19 protein-coding genes and 1 pseudogene are annotated in these 14,316 nt (G+C 68.7%); 16 read left to right on the plus strand and 4 right to left on the minus strand.

Annotation, left to right across the window (positions count from 1 at the left end; translation table 11 throughout):
- Positions 1-15 precede the first annotated feature (15 nt).
- Complete coding sequence (locus ACMGFH_RS07865; protein ID WP_415382396.1) at positions 16-654, minus strand: helix-turn-helix domain-containing protein; 639 nt, start codon at positions 652-654, stop codon at positions 16-18.
- 84 nt (positions 655-738) lie between these two features.
- On the opposite strand from ACMGFH_RS07865, the gene paaA reads away from it, so the two are divergent.
- From paaA to ACMGFH_RS07905, 8 genes are all read left to right on the plus strand, one after another.
- Entirely contained in the window at positions 739-1,689 is a 951-nt protein-coding gene (gene paaA / locus ACMGFH_RS07870) for a 1,2-phenylacetyl-CoA epoxidase subunit PaaA (RefSeq protein WP_415382398.1), read from the plus strand.
- Between the two features lie 2 nt (positions 1,690-1,691).
- Positions 1,692-2,009, plus strand: a complete 318-nt coding sequence (paaB, locus tag ACMGFH_RS07875; RefSeq protein ID WP_415382399.1) for a 1,2-phenylacetyl-CoA epoxidase subunit PaaB — start codon at positions 1,692-1,694, stop codon at positions 2,007-2,009.
- Complete coding sequence (gene paaC, locus ACMGFH_RS07880) at positions 2,009-2,842, plus strand: 1,2-phenylacetyl-CoA epoxidase subunit PaaC (RefSeq protein ID WP_415382401.1); 834 nt, start codon at positions 2,009-2,011, stop codon at positions 2,840-2,842. Before paaB ends, paaC begins: the two co-directional genes overlap by 1 nt.
- 23 nt (positions 2,843-2,865) lie before the next feature.
- On the plus strand, positions 2,866-3,297 hold the full coding sequence (paaD, locus tag ACMGFH_RS07885) for a 1,2-phenylacetyl-CoA epoxidase subunit PaaD (RefSeq protein WP_415383219.1): 432 nt from the start codon (positions 2,866-2,868) through the stop codon (positions 3,295-3,297).
- The gene (gene paaE / locus ACMGFH_RS07890) at positions 3,297-3,470 is read left to right on the plus strand and encodes a 1,2-phenylacetyl-CoA epoxidase subunit PaaE (protein WP_415382403.1); all 174 of its coding nucleotides are present in this window, start codon (positions 3,297-3,299) and stop codon (positions 3,468-3,470) included. Before paaD ends, paaE begins: the two co-directional genes overlap by 1 nt.
- 33 nt (positions 3,471-3,503) lie before the next feature.
- Complete coding sequence (locus tag ACMGFH_RS07895) at positions 3,504-4,058, plus strand: hypothetical protein (RefSeq protein WP_415382405.1); 555 nt, start codon at positions 3,504-3,506, stop codon at positions 4,056-4,058.
- Between the two features lie 62 nt (positions 4,059-4,120).
- The gene (locus tag ACMGFH_RS07900; RefSeq protein ID WP_415382406.1) at positions 4,121-5,005 is read left to right on the plus strand and encodes an NOP5/NOP56 family protein; all 885 of its coding nucleotides are present in this window, start codon (positions 4,121-4,123) and stop codon (positions 5,003-5,005) included.
- Entirely contained in the window at positions 5,002-5,631 is a 630-nt protein-coding gene (locus tag ACMGFH_RS07905; RefSeq protein WP_415382407.1) for a fibrillarin-like rRNA/tRNA 2'-O-methyltransferase, read from the plus strand. The genes ACMGFH_RS07900 and ACMGFH_RS07905 overlap by 4 nt, the downstream gene beginning before the upstream one ends.
- 316 nt (positions 5,632-5,947) lie before the next feature.
- Here ACMGFH_RS07905 and ACMGFH_RS07910 read toward each other — a convergent pair whose 3' ends face one another.
- Positions 5,948-6,163: a PLDc N-terminal domain-containing protein gene (locus tag ACMGFH_RS07910; protein ID WP_415382408.1), complete on the minus strand. Its 216-nt coding sequence runs from the start codon at positions 6,161-6,163 to the stop codon at positions 5,948-5,950.
- A gap of 179 nt (positions 6,164-6,342) precedes the next feature.
- Between ACMGFH_RS07910 and ACMGFH_RS07915 the strand changes: the two genes are divergently transcribed.
- From ACMGFH_RS07915 to ACMGFH_RS07925, 3 genes and pseudogenes are all read left to right on the plus strand, one after another.
- Positions 6,343-7,428, plus strand: coding sequence for a glutamate--cysteine ligase (locus ACMGFH_RS07915; protein ID WP_415382410.1), 1,086 nt, complete (start codon positions 6,343-6,345; stop codon positions 7,426-7,428).
- A gap of 149 nt (positions 7,429-7,577) precedes the next feature.
- The gene (locus ACMGFH_RS07920; RefSeq protein WP_415382412.1) at positions 7,578-8,219 is read left to right on the plus strand and encodes a helix-turn-helix domain-containing protein; all 642 of its coding nucleotides are present in this window, start codon (positions 7,578-7,580) and stop codon (positions 8,217-8,219) included.
- Between the two features lie 97 nt (positions 8,220-8,316).
- Positions 8,317-8,796: pseudogene (locus ACMGFH_RS07925) on the plus strand (phosphopantetheine adenylyltransferase); the annotation flags it as partial.
- A 140-nt stretch (positions 8,797-8,936) separates the two neighbouring features.
- Here ACMGFH_RS07925 and ACMGFH_RS07930 read toward each other — a convergent pair.
- On the minus strand, positions 8,937-9,245 hold the full coding sequence (locus ACMGFH_RS07930; protein ID WP_415382414.1) for a transcription initiation factor IIB family protein: 309 nt from the start codon (positions 9,243-9,245) through the stop codon (positions 8,937-8,939).
- 105 nt (positions 9,246-9,350) lie between these two features.
- Between ACMGFH_RS07930 and ACMGFH_RS07935 the strand changes: the two genes are divergently transcribed.
- From ACMGFH_RS07935 to ACMGFH_RS07955, 5 genes are all read left to right on the plus strand, one after another.
- The gene (locus ACMGFH_RS07935) at positions 9,351-9,971 is read left to right on the plus strand and encodes a YIP1 family protein (RefSeq protein WP_415382416.1); all 621 of its coding nucleotides are present in this window, start codon (positions 9,351-9,353) and stop codon (positions 9,969-9,971) included.
- 75 nt (positions 9,972-10,046) lie between these two features.
- Positions 10,047-10,310 carry a hypothetical protein gene (locus ACMGFH_RS07940; protein WP_415382417.1) on the plus strand — a complete coding sequence of 88 codons (264 nt, stop codon included), beginning with the start codon at positions 10,047-10,049 and terminating at the stop codon, positions 10,308-10,310.
- Between the two features lie 132 nt (positions 10,311-10,442).
- Positions 10,443-12,650 (plus strand): DHH family phosphoesterase, encoded by a 2,208-nt coding sequence (locus tag ACMGFH_RS07945; RefSeq protein ID WP_415382419.1) that lies wholly within the window; start codon positions 10,443-10,445, stop codon positions 12,648-12,650.
- 73 nt (positions 12,651-12,723) lie between these two features.
- Entirely contained in the window at positions 12,724-13,299 is a 576-nt protein-coding gene (locus tag ACMGFH_RS07950; RefSeq protein WP_415382420.1) for a hypothetical protein, read from the plus strand.
- A gap of 51 nt (positions 13,300-13,350) precedes the next feature.
- Entirely contained in the window at positions 13,351-13,875 is a 525-nt protein-coding gene (locus tag ACMGFH_RS07955; protein ID WP_415382421.1) for a cupin domain-containing protein, read from the plus strand.
- Here the strand turns inward: ACMGFH_RS07955 and ACMGFH_RS07960 are convergent, their stop codons facing one another.
- Positions 13,876-14,265: a cupin domain-containing protein gene (locus ACMGFH_RS07960; RefSeq protein WP_415382422.1), complete on the minus strand. Its 390-nt coding sequence runs from the start codon at positions 14,263-14,265 to the stop codon at positions 13,876-13,878.
- Between the last annotated feature and the right edge of the window lie 51 nt (positions 14,266-14,316).

Below are 14,316 nucleotides of genomic sequence, written 5' to 3' on the forward strand. Positions count from 1 at the left end.
AGATCAGACGCCGGCTCACCCGAAGATCTGGCCGAATATCGACGTCTGCGCCCGGTGGACGCGTTCGAGGAAGGCGGACTTGCTGATCCCGAGTTCGGCGGCCGCCTCGGCGGCCGTCGCCTCGCGGGGGACCGCGAAGTAACCGGTCGCCAGCCCGACCTCGATGGCTTCCACCTGGGCCGGCGTGAGGTTCCAGTGGGCAGCGACGGACGGCTCGCCGTCGGAACCGAGCGGCGTGGCCCGTTCGATGGTGACGCCCACCGCGTCGCCGGCCGCTTCGAGCACGCCCTGCAGTACCTCGCGGCCGACGACCGTCCCGCTGTGGAACTCCTCGCCGCCCCGATATCGCAGTGACTCCGCGAGAAACCCCGCGTTCGTCAGGTCGTGGACCACGCAGGGTGCCTTGGAGAGACAGCGGTAGGTCTCGCGGCCGTCCGTCCGCGCGACGTGGAGGTAGCGGACGCGGTCGTCGGCGTCGAGCGCCGCCGCGACGCCGGAGTCGACAGGGCCGCTGCAGTGGACCAGCGCGTTGCCGTCGGCGCGGAGCTGGGGCGGCCGCGCATCGACCGTCGCGCCAGCGACCGCAGACGCCCGCGCGACCGGGCAATCGTCCCCGGTGACCCGGAACTCCACGGCGAGACACTGGTCGATCATCCCCGGATCGTTGGCCCTCCGGAGACATAAACCCGCGATATAACCGGGTCAATACGTACCCGCTGCAGAACCATAACGATTAATATGGATATTGAGGCAGTCGAGCGGCGGTCTGGCCCGAGGGAGTTCGGGCCGGCCGACGACATGCCCGAGGAGTACCGGAAGGCGGCGACGCGAATGCTCCAGTTCCACGCGAACAGCGAGATCATGGGCGCGTATCTGGAGAAACCCTTCATTCGACAGTCGCCGAGTATCGACCGGAAACTGGCGTTCAGCGCGAAGGTTCAGGACGAGATCGGCCACGGACAGCTCCTCTACCGCGCGGCCGAGGCACTGGGCGTCAAGACCCGCGAGGAGATGCTGGACGAGCTTGCCCGCGGCGACGGGAAGTTCCTCAACTGCTTCCACTACGAGATGACCGACTGGGCGGAGACGCCGATGATCGCCTTCTTCGTCGACGGCGCGGCGATGAAACGGCAAGCCACGCTCAAACAGTCGAGCTGGACGCCCTACGCCCACGCGATGGACAAGATCTGCTTCGAGGAGGGGTTCCACGTCAAACACGGTGAGGACATCATGCGCGAACTCGCCGCGGGATCGCGCAAAGAGCAGCGCCTCCTCCAGGAAGCCTTCGACGAGTGGTGGCCGCGCATCCTCCAGTTCTTCGGGCCGACGGACGACAAGAGCACCCATCACGACTTCGCCGCCGACGTGGGCCTGAAGACGATGACCAACGACGAACTGCGCACCCAGTTCCTCAACGCCTACCTCCCGAAGGCGCGCAAGTACGGGCTGGAGATTCCAGACGAACCCCGCATCCGCTACCACGAGGACGAGGACCACTACGAAGTGGTCGAAGACGACCTCGACTGGGACGAGTTCTTCGCCATCGCGAAAAACGAGTATCCCGGAGGGCTCGACCAGATCAACGGCCGCGCAGCGGCCCGCGACGCCGTCGCGTGGGTCCGCGACTCGCTGGAATCGGCCGACGCGGACGATTCGGGGAGCCCGACGGAAGCCGTCGGGGGTGACTGAGGATGCGCTGGGAGGTCTTCAGACAGGAGCGACGCGGGAAGTACCACAAACACTGCGGGGACGTCCACGCACCCGACCGAGAGATGGCGACGCTGTTCGCCCAGATCCAGCACGGGCGGCGGATGACGACGAACAGCCTGTGGGTCGTGCCGAGCGACGAAGTCACCGAGATAGACGCCGACGAGACCGCCTTCGGCGGCCGAACGGACAAGGCCTACCGCTGGGCGACGACGTACAACGTCGACGCCAGCTTCGCCGAGGAAGTCGCGGACTCCGAGAAAGAGCAGGCAGCCGCAGAGCAGTCGAGAGGTGGAAACTGATGGTGCAGTTGCGAGCGGTCACAGAACTGGACGAGGAGGAACGGTCGGCGGCCGAGGCGCTCCTGTTCAGGCTCGCGGACGACGAGTTCGTCCTCGCCGAACGCTACACGGAGTGGCAAGTGGTCGCACCCACGCTCGAATCGGACCTGTCGCTCTCGAACATCGCCCAGGACGAACTCGGACACGCGCGCGTGTGGCTCGATGCGCTGGGCGAACTCGGCTACAGCGAGCAGGAACTCGTCTGGGAGCGCGACCCCGGGAATTTCCGTCACAGCACGCTCGTCGAGTTGCCCTTCGCGGAGGGCGACTGGGCCGACGCGATCGTCCGAGGGTATCTCTACGACGTGGCCGAGGAGCTCCGCCTCGACGCCGTCGCCGAATCCGGCGTTCGAGAGCTCGTCGACCCGATCGAGAAGATCCGGGGCGAAGAGGAGTACCACCTCGAACACGCCCAGACCTGGCTCGAACGACTCTGCGATGACGCTGACGGGCGAGAGCGCGTCCAGACGGCTACCGACCGGCTGTTCCCGCACGCGTTGACGCTGTGGGTTCCGGGTCCGGAGGCGACGGCGATCCGGGCGCACGGACTCCGCGGCGAGTCCCTCGGCGCGATGCGTCGGCAGTGGCTCGATACGGTCGCCTCGTTCCTGGAGAGCCTGGACGTATCGGTACCGCTGAACCCGGGAGACGATCCCGCGGAGGTACTTCCCCCCGAGAAGGGCCGCGACGGGAGCCACACCGACCACTGGCCGGAACTCCACGACGAGCTGACCGAGACCTACCGCGAACTCGGTCGGAGCGACGTCCGGCGACTCCGGGGTGAGAGCGCGTGAGCGACGCCGATCCGGGCGCCGATGTGTCCAATAGCGACCAGTCGGACGGGGACGCGTCGGACCCGACGGCGTGCGCATACACTGAATATCGCGATATCAAATCGAGGGTGGACCGGGAACTGCCGGCCACGGGGAACCACGCGGAGGGAGCCGAAGCCCGGGTCTGGGACGCGCTTCGGGGGGTCGAGGACCCGGAGATGCCGGTCAGCGTCGTCGACCTCGGGCTGATCTACGGCGTGACGGTCGACAACGGCGTCGCGACGGTCGAGATGACGCTGACCTACACCGGCTGTCCCGCGCGGTCGATGCTCACAGACGAGGTCGAACGGGCGGCCGCGAACCCTGAGGGCGTCGACGACGCCGACGTGCGCCTCGTCTGGTCGCCCGGGTGGACGCTGGACATGGTGACGGAGGCCGGGCGCGAGCGACTCCGCGAGTTCGGAGTGAGCGTCTGATGGCCCGGCGACCCGACCCGAGCGTCGAGGCCGGTGGTGAAGGTGGGGCAGTCGCGTGCCCGTACTGCGGGTCGACCGAGACGGCGCGCGAGCACCCGAAAGGCCCGTCGCTCTGCCGGTCGATGCACTACTGCGACGCCTGCGACCAGCCCTTCGAAGCGATGCGCGACTGAAGACTCTTGGCCCCCCGTCGCTAACGGGCGGCCATGCGCGTTCACGCGGCCGTTCTCGTCGCGGCGCTGGCGCTCACCGCCGGTTGCGCCGCGATCGGAGGGCAGTCCCCCGATGCGACGACGGACGCCCCCGAACCGAGCCAGTCGCGGACCGACGAACCGTGCGAGACCGACCTACTTCTGACGTCCGAAGGCAACGATCGGCTGACGCCGAAACCGCTGTCCGACGAGCGACCCGACCGGAACCCGGAAGCCGTCGGGGAGTTCGCCCGCGAGTACGAGCGGGTCTTCGCTCACAACCACGAGATCGGCGAGCGGGCCCGCGACGTGACCGTCGAGCTGCAGGGGACCACCGTCAGATCGGTCGACGACGGGTTCCGCGTGCGCGTCCACGTCTGGACGCGAACGGTGGTGAACACGCCCACCGGAGCGACCGACACCGGCGCGACGACGCGGGAGTCGTTCTACGACGCACACTACTTCGTCTCCGAGGAGGTACTCCGTCGGGCCGAGACCGACCGCCACGGCACCCTCCCCGACGCCGACCTCTCGCGTTCGGGCGTCACACTGGCGTGCTGGGACGGGTAGCGGCGCAGTCGGTGAGACGGCCACACCGGGGTCCTTTTTGGAATGCGCGGTGACTGTGAGATATGACCGAACACGACGGCTGGTTCGCGGGGCTCGACCCCGGTGACGCCGATGCTGCGGTCGAGCGGATCCGGACCGGATCGGCCACGGAGCCCGCCGAGTGGTCGGCGCTCGCTGTCGAGTCGGGGTTCGCCGACGACGCCGACGACTACTACGAGCGCCTCCACGACGCGACGATGGCGGCCGCGCGGGAGGGCGTCCACGAGCGCGAGCGCGCGGACGACAAACAGCTCATCCACGCCGTCCGCGCGATGGACGACTGCGAGCGCACCGCGAACGAACTCGCCGAACGCGTCGCCGAGTGGGCCGGTACCCGCTTCGACGACGCGGGGGCCGGTGTCGAGTACGCCCGTGAACTCGCCGCGGAGACCGCGGACCGAGAACCCGCCGACCCCGGGGAACGGCGCCCCATCGCTCTCGCCGAGCGGACAGCCGCCCTCGCCGACGAAGCCGACGAACTACGGCGGTACGTCGAGGAGACGACGCCCACAGTCGCACCAAACCTCGCGGCGATGGCCGGGCCGGTACTCACCGCCCGACTGATCTCACTGGCCGGTGGTCTCGACAGTCTGGCGAAGAAGCCGTCCAGCACCGTCCAAGTCCTCGGCGCCGAGGACGCGCTGTTCGCCCACCTCCGCGGGTCGGCGAGTTCCCCGAAACACGGCGTTATCTTCACCCACGAGTACGTCCGCGGCACGCACCCGGACGAGCGCGGGTCTGCGGCCCGCGCGCTCGCGGGAAAGCTCACGCTCGCCGCCCGCGTCGACCACTACAGCGGCGACCGCAAGCCCGAACTCGACGCCGAACTGGACGAGCGCATCGCGACCATCCGGGCCCGAACCGCATCGGGTGGGAACGACAGCGGCGACGGGGGTGACGACTCGTGAGCGGCCTCCCCGACGGCGTCGAACGGCGCGAGTTCGACGGGGTCGAGCGACTGGCGACGCGGGGCGAACCGGTCTACGGCGAACCGACCGACGGCGAGTGGCGCGCGTGGAATCCCGACCGGTCGAAGCTCGGCGCGATGCTCGAACTCGGGATGGACACCGGACTCGCCGGCGGCGAGACGGTCCTCTACCTGGGAGCCGCGGCCGGGACGACCGCCAGCCACGTCGCCGACTTCGCCGGCCCGACCTACGGCGTCGAGTTCGCCGCGCGCCCCGTGCGCGACCTGCTCGACGCCGCCGACCCCCGCGACAACCTCTTCCCGCTCCTGAAGGACGCCCGCAAGCCCGAGACGTACGCCCACGTCGTCGAACCCGCCGACGTCGTGGTGCAGGACGTCGCCACGCGCGGGCAAGCGAAGGTAGCGACGGCCAACGAGACGTTCCTCCGCGACGACGGCCGACTCCTGATCGCGATCAAGGCCCGGAGCGAGGACGTGACCCGCGACCCGGAAGACGTGTTCGCGGACGTGCTCGACGAGCTCGAATCGACCTACGAAGTGCTGGAGACCGAGCGGCTCACGCCCCACCACGACGACCACCTCGGCGTCGTCGCGACGCCGCGCTGAGGGCGGTTCGCGCGCTGCGCCTGACGGGCGGGCGGTTCGCGCTCGGAGACCGACCGGAGTACCGGAGGTGTTATCCGTCGACGGGAGAGAAATTCGAGTAGACGGCACGGTCAGCAGCACCTTTCGGTTCGCGTGGTTTCCACGTGGACTATCGCTGGCTGACCTAAACCGTCTCTCTAACGACGCCGAGCGGGTGCCATCGCGATAGTCGGCGAGCGGAGCGACCGCGAGCGGCCGCTCGGGAGAGAGGGACGGCTTACTCGCCCGACGCCGCGCTCGGAAGCGGGATTCGCGGACGGACTGATCGGCTTCCCGCTCAGACCCTGTCCCGACCGACGAGGAAGTACAGGACGAACCCTAGGAACGGCGCGAAGAAGACGACGAGCGCCCAGAGGAACGCCGGCTGGCTGCTGTTCGTCTGTGCGTCCTGGTACGTCCAGACGATCATCGCGAGCGAGACGACCAGCACCAGGATGGCGAACAGGAAGAAAAACGCCGCTGCTCCGGACTGTAACGCGATCATGGAGGGCATCTGTGCCGGATAACTCCGTTATGCTGATAAATATCTTGTGTTGCTCGTTCGGGTGAGGGTCGCTACACGAGCGCGCCGTCCGAGTTCGAAGCCGCGAGAGTCCCAATTCGGAACTGCCGACGGACGGCGCACGCGGGAGAAGGGAAATTTTTAGCGCTGTCGGCCCGACGTACGTCTCGATGGACGAGCGGGGCTCGCGCGACGCCTTTAGCCGGATGGGTACGATCGGCATCGAGGAGGAGTACTACGTCGTCGACGAGGACGGCCGCCCCACTTCGGGCACGGACGAACTCGTCTACGAGTCGGACCCGCCAGAGCTACTGGAGGGACGGCTCGACCACGAACTGTTCAAATGCGTCATCGAGTCCCAGACGCCTGTCATCGAGGAACTGGGCGACGCCCGCGAGCACCTGCTCGCGATCCGCGAGGCGCTGGTCGACCACGCCACCGCCCACGGCTTCGACATCGCCGCCGCCGGACTCCACCCGCTCGCGAAGTGGCGCGAGCTCGAACACGCCGAGAAGCCGCGCTACAAGTCACAGCTCGACCGGATCCAGTACCCCCAGCACCGCAACACGACCGCGGGCCTGCACGTCCACGTCGGCGTCGACGACGCGGACAAGGCGGTCTGGATCGCCAACGAGTTGCGCTGGCACCTGCCGGTCATGCTCGCGCTGTCGGCGAACTCGCCGTACTGGAACGGCTTCGACACCGGGCTCCAGTCGGCCCGCGCGAAGATCTTCGAGGGACTCCCGAACACCGGGATGCCGACCGCCTACGAGGACTACCAGGCGTTCGACGACTTCGAGCGTCGGATGCTGGAGACGGGGAGCATCGACGACCGCGGCGAACTGTGGTTCGACGTGCGCCCCCATTCCGGCCACGGCACCGTCGAGGTTCGCACCCCGGACGGGCAGGCCGACCCCGACCGGGTGCTCGCGTTCGTGGAGTACACGCACGCGCTCGTCGAAGACCTCGCCGCCCGCTACGAGGACGGCGAGTCGGGGAGCGACTTCCGCCGCGAGCTGTACGACGAGAACAAGTGGCGGGCGATGCGCCACGGCCGCGACGCCCCCCTGCTGGACAGGGAGTTCGAGTCGACGGCGGGCCTGGGCGAGATAGTCGAGCGGGAGGCCGAACGGCTCGGGATCGACGGGATCGCCGACCTCTACGACGCCGAGAGCGGTGCTGCACGTCAGCGGCGACTCCGCGAGGAGGAAGGCGTCGACGCGCTCTGCGACGCGCTCCGACTCCAGTACCAGTGAGGCGACCGCGGCGGCAGGGAACGACCGAGGCGCTCCTTCGGTGGCGCGGTTCGGGTCGCCGTCCCCGTGCACTCCCGTAATTACCGGCAATCGGGAACGTCGGCAAGATTTTTACCCGGCAGGGGCTTTCGTCCTCCTAGAGGCGACGTATGTCTACAGACGATCCTTCGGACGACGGTGAGGGGACCGAACAGCCGGACGCCGACTTACCTGACGGCGACGGTGGGAACGTGCGCGAGCGGCTCGAACAGGAGGCCGACAAGGCCGTGACGCAGTTCGACGAAGGGATCGTCGACATGCTCTCGTGGGTACTGGAGACCGAGACGCGGGCGCGCATCTACGTCTTCTTGCGGCAGAACCGCGACAGCACGAGCGACGAGATTTCCGACGGGACCGGGCTGTATCCGAGCACCGTGCGGGAAGCGCTGGCCGAACTCCACGACGAGGGGAAGGTCATGCGCCAGAAGCGCGAGAACGACGGCGCCGGCAACAACCCCTACGAGTACAGCGCGATGGCGCCGAGCGAACTCGTCGGCAACGTCGTCGACGACGTCCAGGAGGAGCTCAACACCGTCTTCAACCTCGACCAGATCCTGGGGAGCGACGACGGCGAGCCGACCGTCGACTCCGAGCCCGTCACTATCACCGTCGAGGACCACTCCGACGGCGCGGGGGACGTCGAAGGGGGAACGGACGGCGGCGACACCGACCAGACAGGGGACGACGCGGGCGCGGACGGGGAAGACGCCCAAGCGGGCGATTCAGACGACGAGGACCACGACGACTACTGAGCCGTTCGGGCGATTTCCGTTCTCAGTTGCGGGTCGTACCGGCGGAGTTCGGGGGAAGCCGAAGGCACTTTACCGGGGACCCACCAACTGAGCGTGTATGAAGGTCGCGCTGGGTGGAACGTTCGACCCGGTCCACGACGGGCACCGCGCGCTGTTCGAGCGCGCGTTCGAACTCGGTGACGCGACGGTGGGCCTGACGAGCGACGAGCTCGCGCCGACGCTGCGGGACGAGAACCGCTACGTCCGTCCGTACGACCAGCGCGAACGCGATCTCGACGACGAACTCGCGGCCATCGCCGACGAGCACGGCCGCGACTACGAGATCCGGAAGATCGACGACCCCACCGGGTTCGCCCCCGAGCCGCAGTTCGACGTCATCGTCGTCTCCCCGGAGACCGAGACCGGCGGCAAGCGCATCAACGAGATCCGCCGCGACCGCGGGATCGACCCGCTCGACATCGAGATCGTCGACCACGTCTACGCCGAGGACGGCGAGATCATCTCCAGCACCCGCATCGTCCGCGGCGAGATAGACGAGCACGGGAACCTGACACCGGGGCGCGAGGGGCGAGACGCACCCACCGAGACCGACGTCGACACGGCGACGGCGGCCTCCGCGACCGGGTCGGCGGACGCCGAACCGACCGACGTCGAAACCGACGACGCCTGATTCTATTCGACGGATCGGTTCCGCGAGGCTCTATCGAACGCGACGGGCTACCAGCCCGGCGCGTCCAGCCCTTCGCCTTCGAGGATGTCCTTCCAGCGCTGCTGGATCGTGAGTCGGGACACGTCGGCGGCGTCGGCGATGACGCTCTGGCTCCGGCGGTGGCCCTCAACCAGTCCGGCGACGTAGAGGCTAGTCGCCATCACCGCCCGCTTCGAGCGGTCGGTGTCGGGGACGTTCGAGAGGAAGAGGTCGGACGCACGCGAGCGGACTGCGGGGTCCAGGTCGAGGCGCTCGGCGATGGCCTCGATCTCGTCGAGCCACTCGGCGTTCTCGACCTGGTCGCGGGCGCTGTACATCGATCCACGATAGCCGTTCCGTCTACTTAAATCCACGACGGGACGAGCGGCCGCTCGGCGATCGAACCCGCAACGGCCTTGGGCGCACCGGCCGAACCTCCGCTCGTGACACAGTGGGTCGAGAATCCGACGGGCGGGCGGGACCGCGGGCCGGGCGCGCTCGCTCGCGCGTGGGCGGAGGTACTCGTGCGACCCCGGCGGCTGTTCCGGTCGGGCGTCGCGCCGGGCGACCAGGCGCCGGGACTGGTGTTCGCGGGAACGGTCGTGTTCGTCGAGGAACTCACACGCGTGCTCACCGGCGCGGCCGCCTACCCCGTCTTCGGCGGGCGACCGCTTGCGTCGACCGCACTCGTGCTCGCGCTCGCCGTCGTCTTCGTCGCGCCGGCGGCGCTGCACCTGACCGCCGCCGTCCAGACGCTCATCCTCATCCCGACCGCGCCCGACCGCGCGGGCGTCAGCGAGACCGTTCAGGTGATCGCCTACGCGACGGCGCCCTGCGTCTTCGCCGGCCTCCCCTTCCCGCTCGTCCGCGTCGCGGCGACGGGCTACGCGAGCGTCCTCCTCGCCGTCGGGATCAGCGACGTCCACGGCGTCTCGCTCCCGAAAGCGGGCGCGCTCGCGGCGATCCCCGCGGCGCTCGTTTTCGGCTACGGCTTCCGCGGGTTCGCCGCGCTCTCGACGCTGACCGGGCTGACCTGGGCGGACGTCGTCGCGAGCCTCTCCTGAGCCGTCGTCGGGTCCGCTACCGCCGCCGTCGGTCGGACCACGGCAGTTTAAGCGCGCGCCGGCCGGATCGACGGTATGCTCAGTCTCGATCTGGAGGAGTTCATGTTCGAGGTGAAAGACGGCGCGATCAAGCACGTCGGGCCGTCGAACAAGACGGCGACGGCGAAGCTCTACGACGTCGAGGGCGTCGACGTCCGGGAGTTCGGAGACAAGCGTGTCAAGGTCGCCTTCGAGGACGAGGACGGCAACGAGGTCGAAGTGGCGCTGTTCCCGGAGCAAGCCAGAGCGGTGGCTCGCGGGATCGAACGCCTCGAAGACGACAGCGCGGTCTTCGAGTGAATTCGTGGTTCCCGTACCGCCGGATCCGACGATAGAGCACCTCTCACGGCGTCGAACCGGTCGTCGGGTGCGCGGGTCGACGGCGAGCGCGTTTCGACAACCGTTTTAGGGTCGGGCCGTTTCTACCTGCCAATGGCTTCGTGTATCATCTGCGGAAAGTCTGTCGACGGTCGCATCTGCGACCTTCACGAGGAAGACGTCGTCTTCGAGTTCCGAGGCAACCAGCCCGACCAGCTGACGGTCGATCGCTACTACCGCGGAACCGTCGACGGGTACGCCGAGTTCGGCGTGTTCGTCGACATCGGCGACAGCGTCACCGGACTGCTCCACCGGAGCGAGCTCGACCGACGCCTGGAGAGTCTCGACTGGGAGTCCGGCGACACCGTCTTCGTGCAGGTACAGCAGGTGCGTGACAACGGGAACATCGACCTCGGCTGGTCCATCCGCCAGGCAGAGAACGAGTTCCGCGGCACCCTCGTCGACGACCCCGCGAAAGACGCACCGTATCTCAAAGAGGACGAATCGGGAAATGAGGACGCGGCAGCCGACGACGATTCGGCTGCCGACGCGTCCGGTCGCGAACAGTCCGACGACGCCGCCGAGGCGACGAGCCGCTCCGAGAGCGAGAGTGACCGTCGAGACACCGCCGCTGGCCGCGAGGCGGAAGACGCAGACGCGGATGCGGACCAGACCGACGAGGAGCCCGCCGAGACGACCGCCGCGGCCACGACGGAGTCTGCCGCGACCGCGGCCGGGGCAGAGAGCGGGTCCGGCGGCGACGGCGGTGCGACCGCCGCGAGCGGCGGAGGCGGCGGCGCCAGTGCCGTAACCGAAGAGCCGTCCCACGTCGCTATCGAGACGCTGTCCGACCGCGTCGGCGAGACGGTCCGTCTCGAGGGCCTCGTCGAGAGCGCGCGCCAGACCAGCGGTCCGACGGTTTTCGAGGTCCGCGACGAGACCGGCAGCGTCGAGTGCGCCGCGTTCAAGGAAGCGGGCGTCCGCGCCTACCCCGAAATCGGCGGCGACGACGCGGTTCGACTGGACGGCGAAGTCCGCGAACGCCGCGGCGAGCTCCAGGTCGAGACCGAGGCGCTCGTCAAACTCGAGGGCGACGAGCGCGAGACGGTCGAGGACCGACTGGCGGACGCGCTCCGCTCGCAGGCCGAGCCCGACGCGGTCGACCCCATCGCCGACGACGACGTCGTCGCGGGGCTGACCGACGGTGTCCGCGAGGTCGCGACGGCCGTCCGGAAGGCGGTGCTCGAAGAGCGGCCGGTCGTGGTCCGCCACAGCGCGACCGCCGACGGCTACGTCGCCGGCGTCGCGCTGGAGCGGGCGACGCTCCCGCTCGTGCGCGACCAGCACGACCAGCACGACGCGGTCTACCACTACTTCGACCGCCGACCGCTGGAAGGCGGCGTCTACGACATGGACGACGCGACCAAGGACGTGACGCGAATGCTCGAAGCGCGCGAGCGCCACGACGAGAAGCTCCCGCTGTTCGTCTTCGTCGCCGCCGGCGGCACGAGCGGCTCGCTCGACGGCTTCGAACTGCTCGACCTGTACGGCGCCGGGCGCGCGCTCGTCGACGACGTCGCGGTCGACCCCGAGGTCGCCGAGACGGTCGGTGCGCTCGTCGCGCCAGCCGCCGAGGACGCCCCCGATACCACCTCGTCGACGCTGGCCACCAACGTCGCCGCGCACGTCAACGACGACGTGCGCGAGGACCTCCGACACCTCCCGGCCGTGAGCTTCTGGGAAGACACGCCCGAGGCGTACGTCGAGGCCGCGAGCGACGCGGGCTACGACGCCGAGGCGGCCCGCGAGGTCCGCGAGGCGGTCGCGCTGGAAGCGTTCTACCAGTCCTACGAGGACAAGCGCGAGCTGATCACCGACCTGCTGTTCGGCGAGGGCGACGGCCACGGCGGGCTCGCCGGCCACGTCAGCGAACAGTTCCGCCAGAAGCTCGACGCGGAGGTCGAGACGGCCGAGGCCAACCTCGACACGCAGACGCTCGACGACACGAAAGTGGCCGTCCTCGACACGGACGCGTTCACCCACCGCTACGAGTTCCCGCCGACGGAACTCCTGCTCGACGAGCTCCACCGCCGCCACCGCGACGACGTGGCCGCGGTCATCGGCGTCTCCGACGACGAACTCCACATCCGTAGCGACGCGCCGATCGACGTGCGTGACATCGCCGACCGCGCCCGCGAGTGGGTGCCCAACGCCGGCCTCACGGCCACCTCGGCCCGCGACGGCAAGCTGGAGTACATCGCCGGCGAGCGCTCGGCCGTCCTCGACACGGTCATCGACGTCGTCGCCGACGAAGTCGCCTGAGCGTTCGGAACTCGTCGTCGTTTCTGCCGTCCCGGTACAGAAGACACTTGTATCGAGAGTAACACGTCCGCGTATGCGCCGTCGATCCCTCCTCGCAACGGTTCCCACTGCGGCGCTCGCGCTCTCCGGCTGTTCGGGCGTTCTCGGAGACGCCGACACCGCCGAACCGACGGACCGACAGGCGAATTCCACGCCGGAGCCGGCTCGCCCGGCTATCCAGCAGTCGTTCGAGTTCGACCACACGGAGTCGGACTCGGTGGGGGAGTCCGCGGTCGGTTCGCGAGCGGCGGCGACAGACGCGGACGCGTCGCTTCCGTGGAGAATTACCGTGTGGAACGACGCCGCGGCGGCGCGCTCGATTATCGTGACTGTGTACGGCGAGTCCGCCGGTCGCGCCCTCGCCGAGACGATCGAGTTCCCGGCGGACGCGTATCACACCGTCCTCCTGTTCGAACCGGACGAGTACACGATTCAGGTTCAGGCAGCGGACCGCGCACGCCACGAGTATCATATCGATGCCGACGAGTTCGACTGCAACGGTCACACCACGGAGATCCGCGTCACTCCGGCGGGCGACGTGCAGTACGTCGAGAGTAGCACGCTGGTCCTCTGCGGTCCGTTACCCACGACGGAGTCCGAAGATGGGTAACGAGGGCCGGGAGCGCGTGCCATTATGCGACTTGACGACGAAATCGGTTGCATGAGCGACTCGACCGAACCCGCAGTCGTCTCGGAGTCAAATCTCGACTGGGACGAGTACGACCACGGCGAGCGCGCGTTCCGTCGGAAACAACTCGGCGCGGCGGCCGGCGGTGACGAACTGGGGACGAGCCTCTACGAACTCGACCCCGGCAAGCGAACCTGGCCACGACACTACCACGCCGGTAACGAGGAGGCCATCTACGTCCTCGCGGGGAAGTTGACGCTGTGGCTCGGGACCGGCGAACCCGAAGACGGCGACGACGAGGAGACCGAACACACGCTCGAACCGGGTGACTACGTCGCGCTCCCGAGCGGGCCGGACCACGCCCACGAGGTCGAAGCGCGCGGTGAGGAGACGGCGCGATTCCTCGTGCTGTCGACGATGAACGAGCCGGACATGTCGGTGCTGGTCCAGCGCGACGCGGCGATGCTGTTCGCGGGCGGGGCGCCGGGAAACTACGACGACCGGTACATCTCGAAGACTGTCGACCTGAACGCCGAAGTCGACTACTGGGACGAGTAGCTACTCGTCGCCCTCAGCCGCCGGGTCGAACACGCCACGACGAAGCCCTTCACGTACGGGGTCGTGTTCGGCGTCGCTGGGCGGCGGCGCGGTGACGAGCAGCGCTTCCAGCCTGCCGCCCTCGTCGGCTCTGACGCCGCGGTCCACGTCGGCGGGGACGACCACCACGTCGCCGGGTTCCACTTCGTGGTCGGTGTCGCCCTCGCGGACGACGCCCGTCCCCTCGCGGACGTGGACGGCCACGTCGCTCCCGGGCGCGTGAACGGGGATGAACTGCCCCGGCTCGAAGTACCCGCAGACCACCTTCATGTGGTCACTCTTGAACACGCCCCGTGCCGAGAACTGGTCGTCGTCGTACTCCCGTTCGGCGTCGAAGTCCGTCGCTGGCATCCTCTAGAGGGACGAGGCCGCGCGGAAAGGCCGCTGGGCCGAACCGGTTCG

Source organism: Halosimplex rarum, from assembly GCF_047715405.1.
Taxonomy (GTDB): Archaea; Halobacteriota; Halobacteria; order Halobacteriales; family Haloarculaceae; genus Halosimplex; species Halosimplex rarum.

Coding starts and splice junctions, on each gene's coding strand:
- ACMGFH_RS07865 (WP_415382396.1), bottom strand. CDS start 654: ATGATCGACCAGTGTCTCGCCGTGGAGTTCCGGGTCACCGGGGACGAT.
- paaA (WP_415382398.1), top strand. CDS start 739: ATGGATATTGAGGCAGTCGAGCGGCGGTCTGGCCCGAGGGAGTTCGGG.
- paaB (WP_415382399.1), top strand. CDS start 1,692: ATGCGCTGGGAGGTCTTCAGACAGGAGCGACGCGGGAAGTACCACAAA.
- paaC (WP_415382401.1), top strand. CDS start 2,009: ATGGTGCAGTTGCGAGCGGTCACAGAACTGGACGAGGAGGAACGGTCG.
- paaE (WP_415382403.1), top strand. CDS start 3,297: ATGGCCCGGCGACCCGACCCGAGCGTCGAGGCCGGTGGTGAAGGTGGG.
- ACMGFH_RS07895 (WP_415382405.1), top strand. CDS start 3,504: ATGCGCGTTCACGCGGCCGTTCTCGTCGCGGCGCTGGCGCTCACCGCC.
- ACMGFH_RS07900 (WP_415382406.1), top strand. CDS start 4,121: ATGACCGAACACGACGGCTGGTTCGCGGGGCTCGACCCCGGTGACGCC.
- ACMGFH_RS07910 (WP_415382408.1), bottom strand. CDS start 6,163: ATGCCCTCCATGATCGCGTTACAGTCCGGAGCAGCGGCGTTTTTCTTC.
- ACMGFH_RS07915 (WP_415382410.1), top strand. CDS start 6,343: ATGGACGAGCGGGGCTCGCGCGACGCCTTTAGCCGGATGGGTACGATC.
- ACMGFH_RS07920 (WP_415382412.1), top strand. CDS start 7,578: ATGTCTACAGACGATCCTTCGGACGACGGTGAGGGGACCGAACAGCCG.
- ACMGFH_RS07930 (WP_415382414.1), bottom strand. CDS start 9,245: ATGTACAGCGCCCGCGACCAGGTCGAGAACGCCGAGTGGCTCGACGAG.
- ACMGFH_RS07940 (WP_415382417.1), top strand. CDS start 10,047: ATGCTCAGTCTCGATCTGGAGGAGTTCATGTTCGAGGTGAAAGACGGC.
- ACMGFH_RS07945 (WP_415382419.1), top strand. CDS start 10,443: ATGGCTTCGTGTATCATCTGCGGAAAGTCTGTCGACGGTCGCATCTGC.
- ACMGFH_RS07950 (WP_415382420.1), top strand. CDS start 12,724: ATGCGCCGTCGATCCCTCCTCGCAACGGTTCCCACTGCGGCGCTCGCG.
- ACMGFH_RS07955 (WP_415382421.1), top strand. CDS start 13,351: ATGAGCGACTCGACCGAACCCGCAGTCGTCTCGGAGTCAAATCTCGAC.
- ACMGFH_RS07960 (WP_415382422.1), bottom strand. CDS start 14,265: ATGCCAGCGACGGACTTCGACGCCGAACGGGAGTACGACGACGACCAG.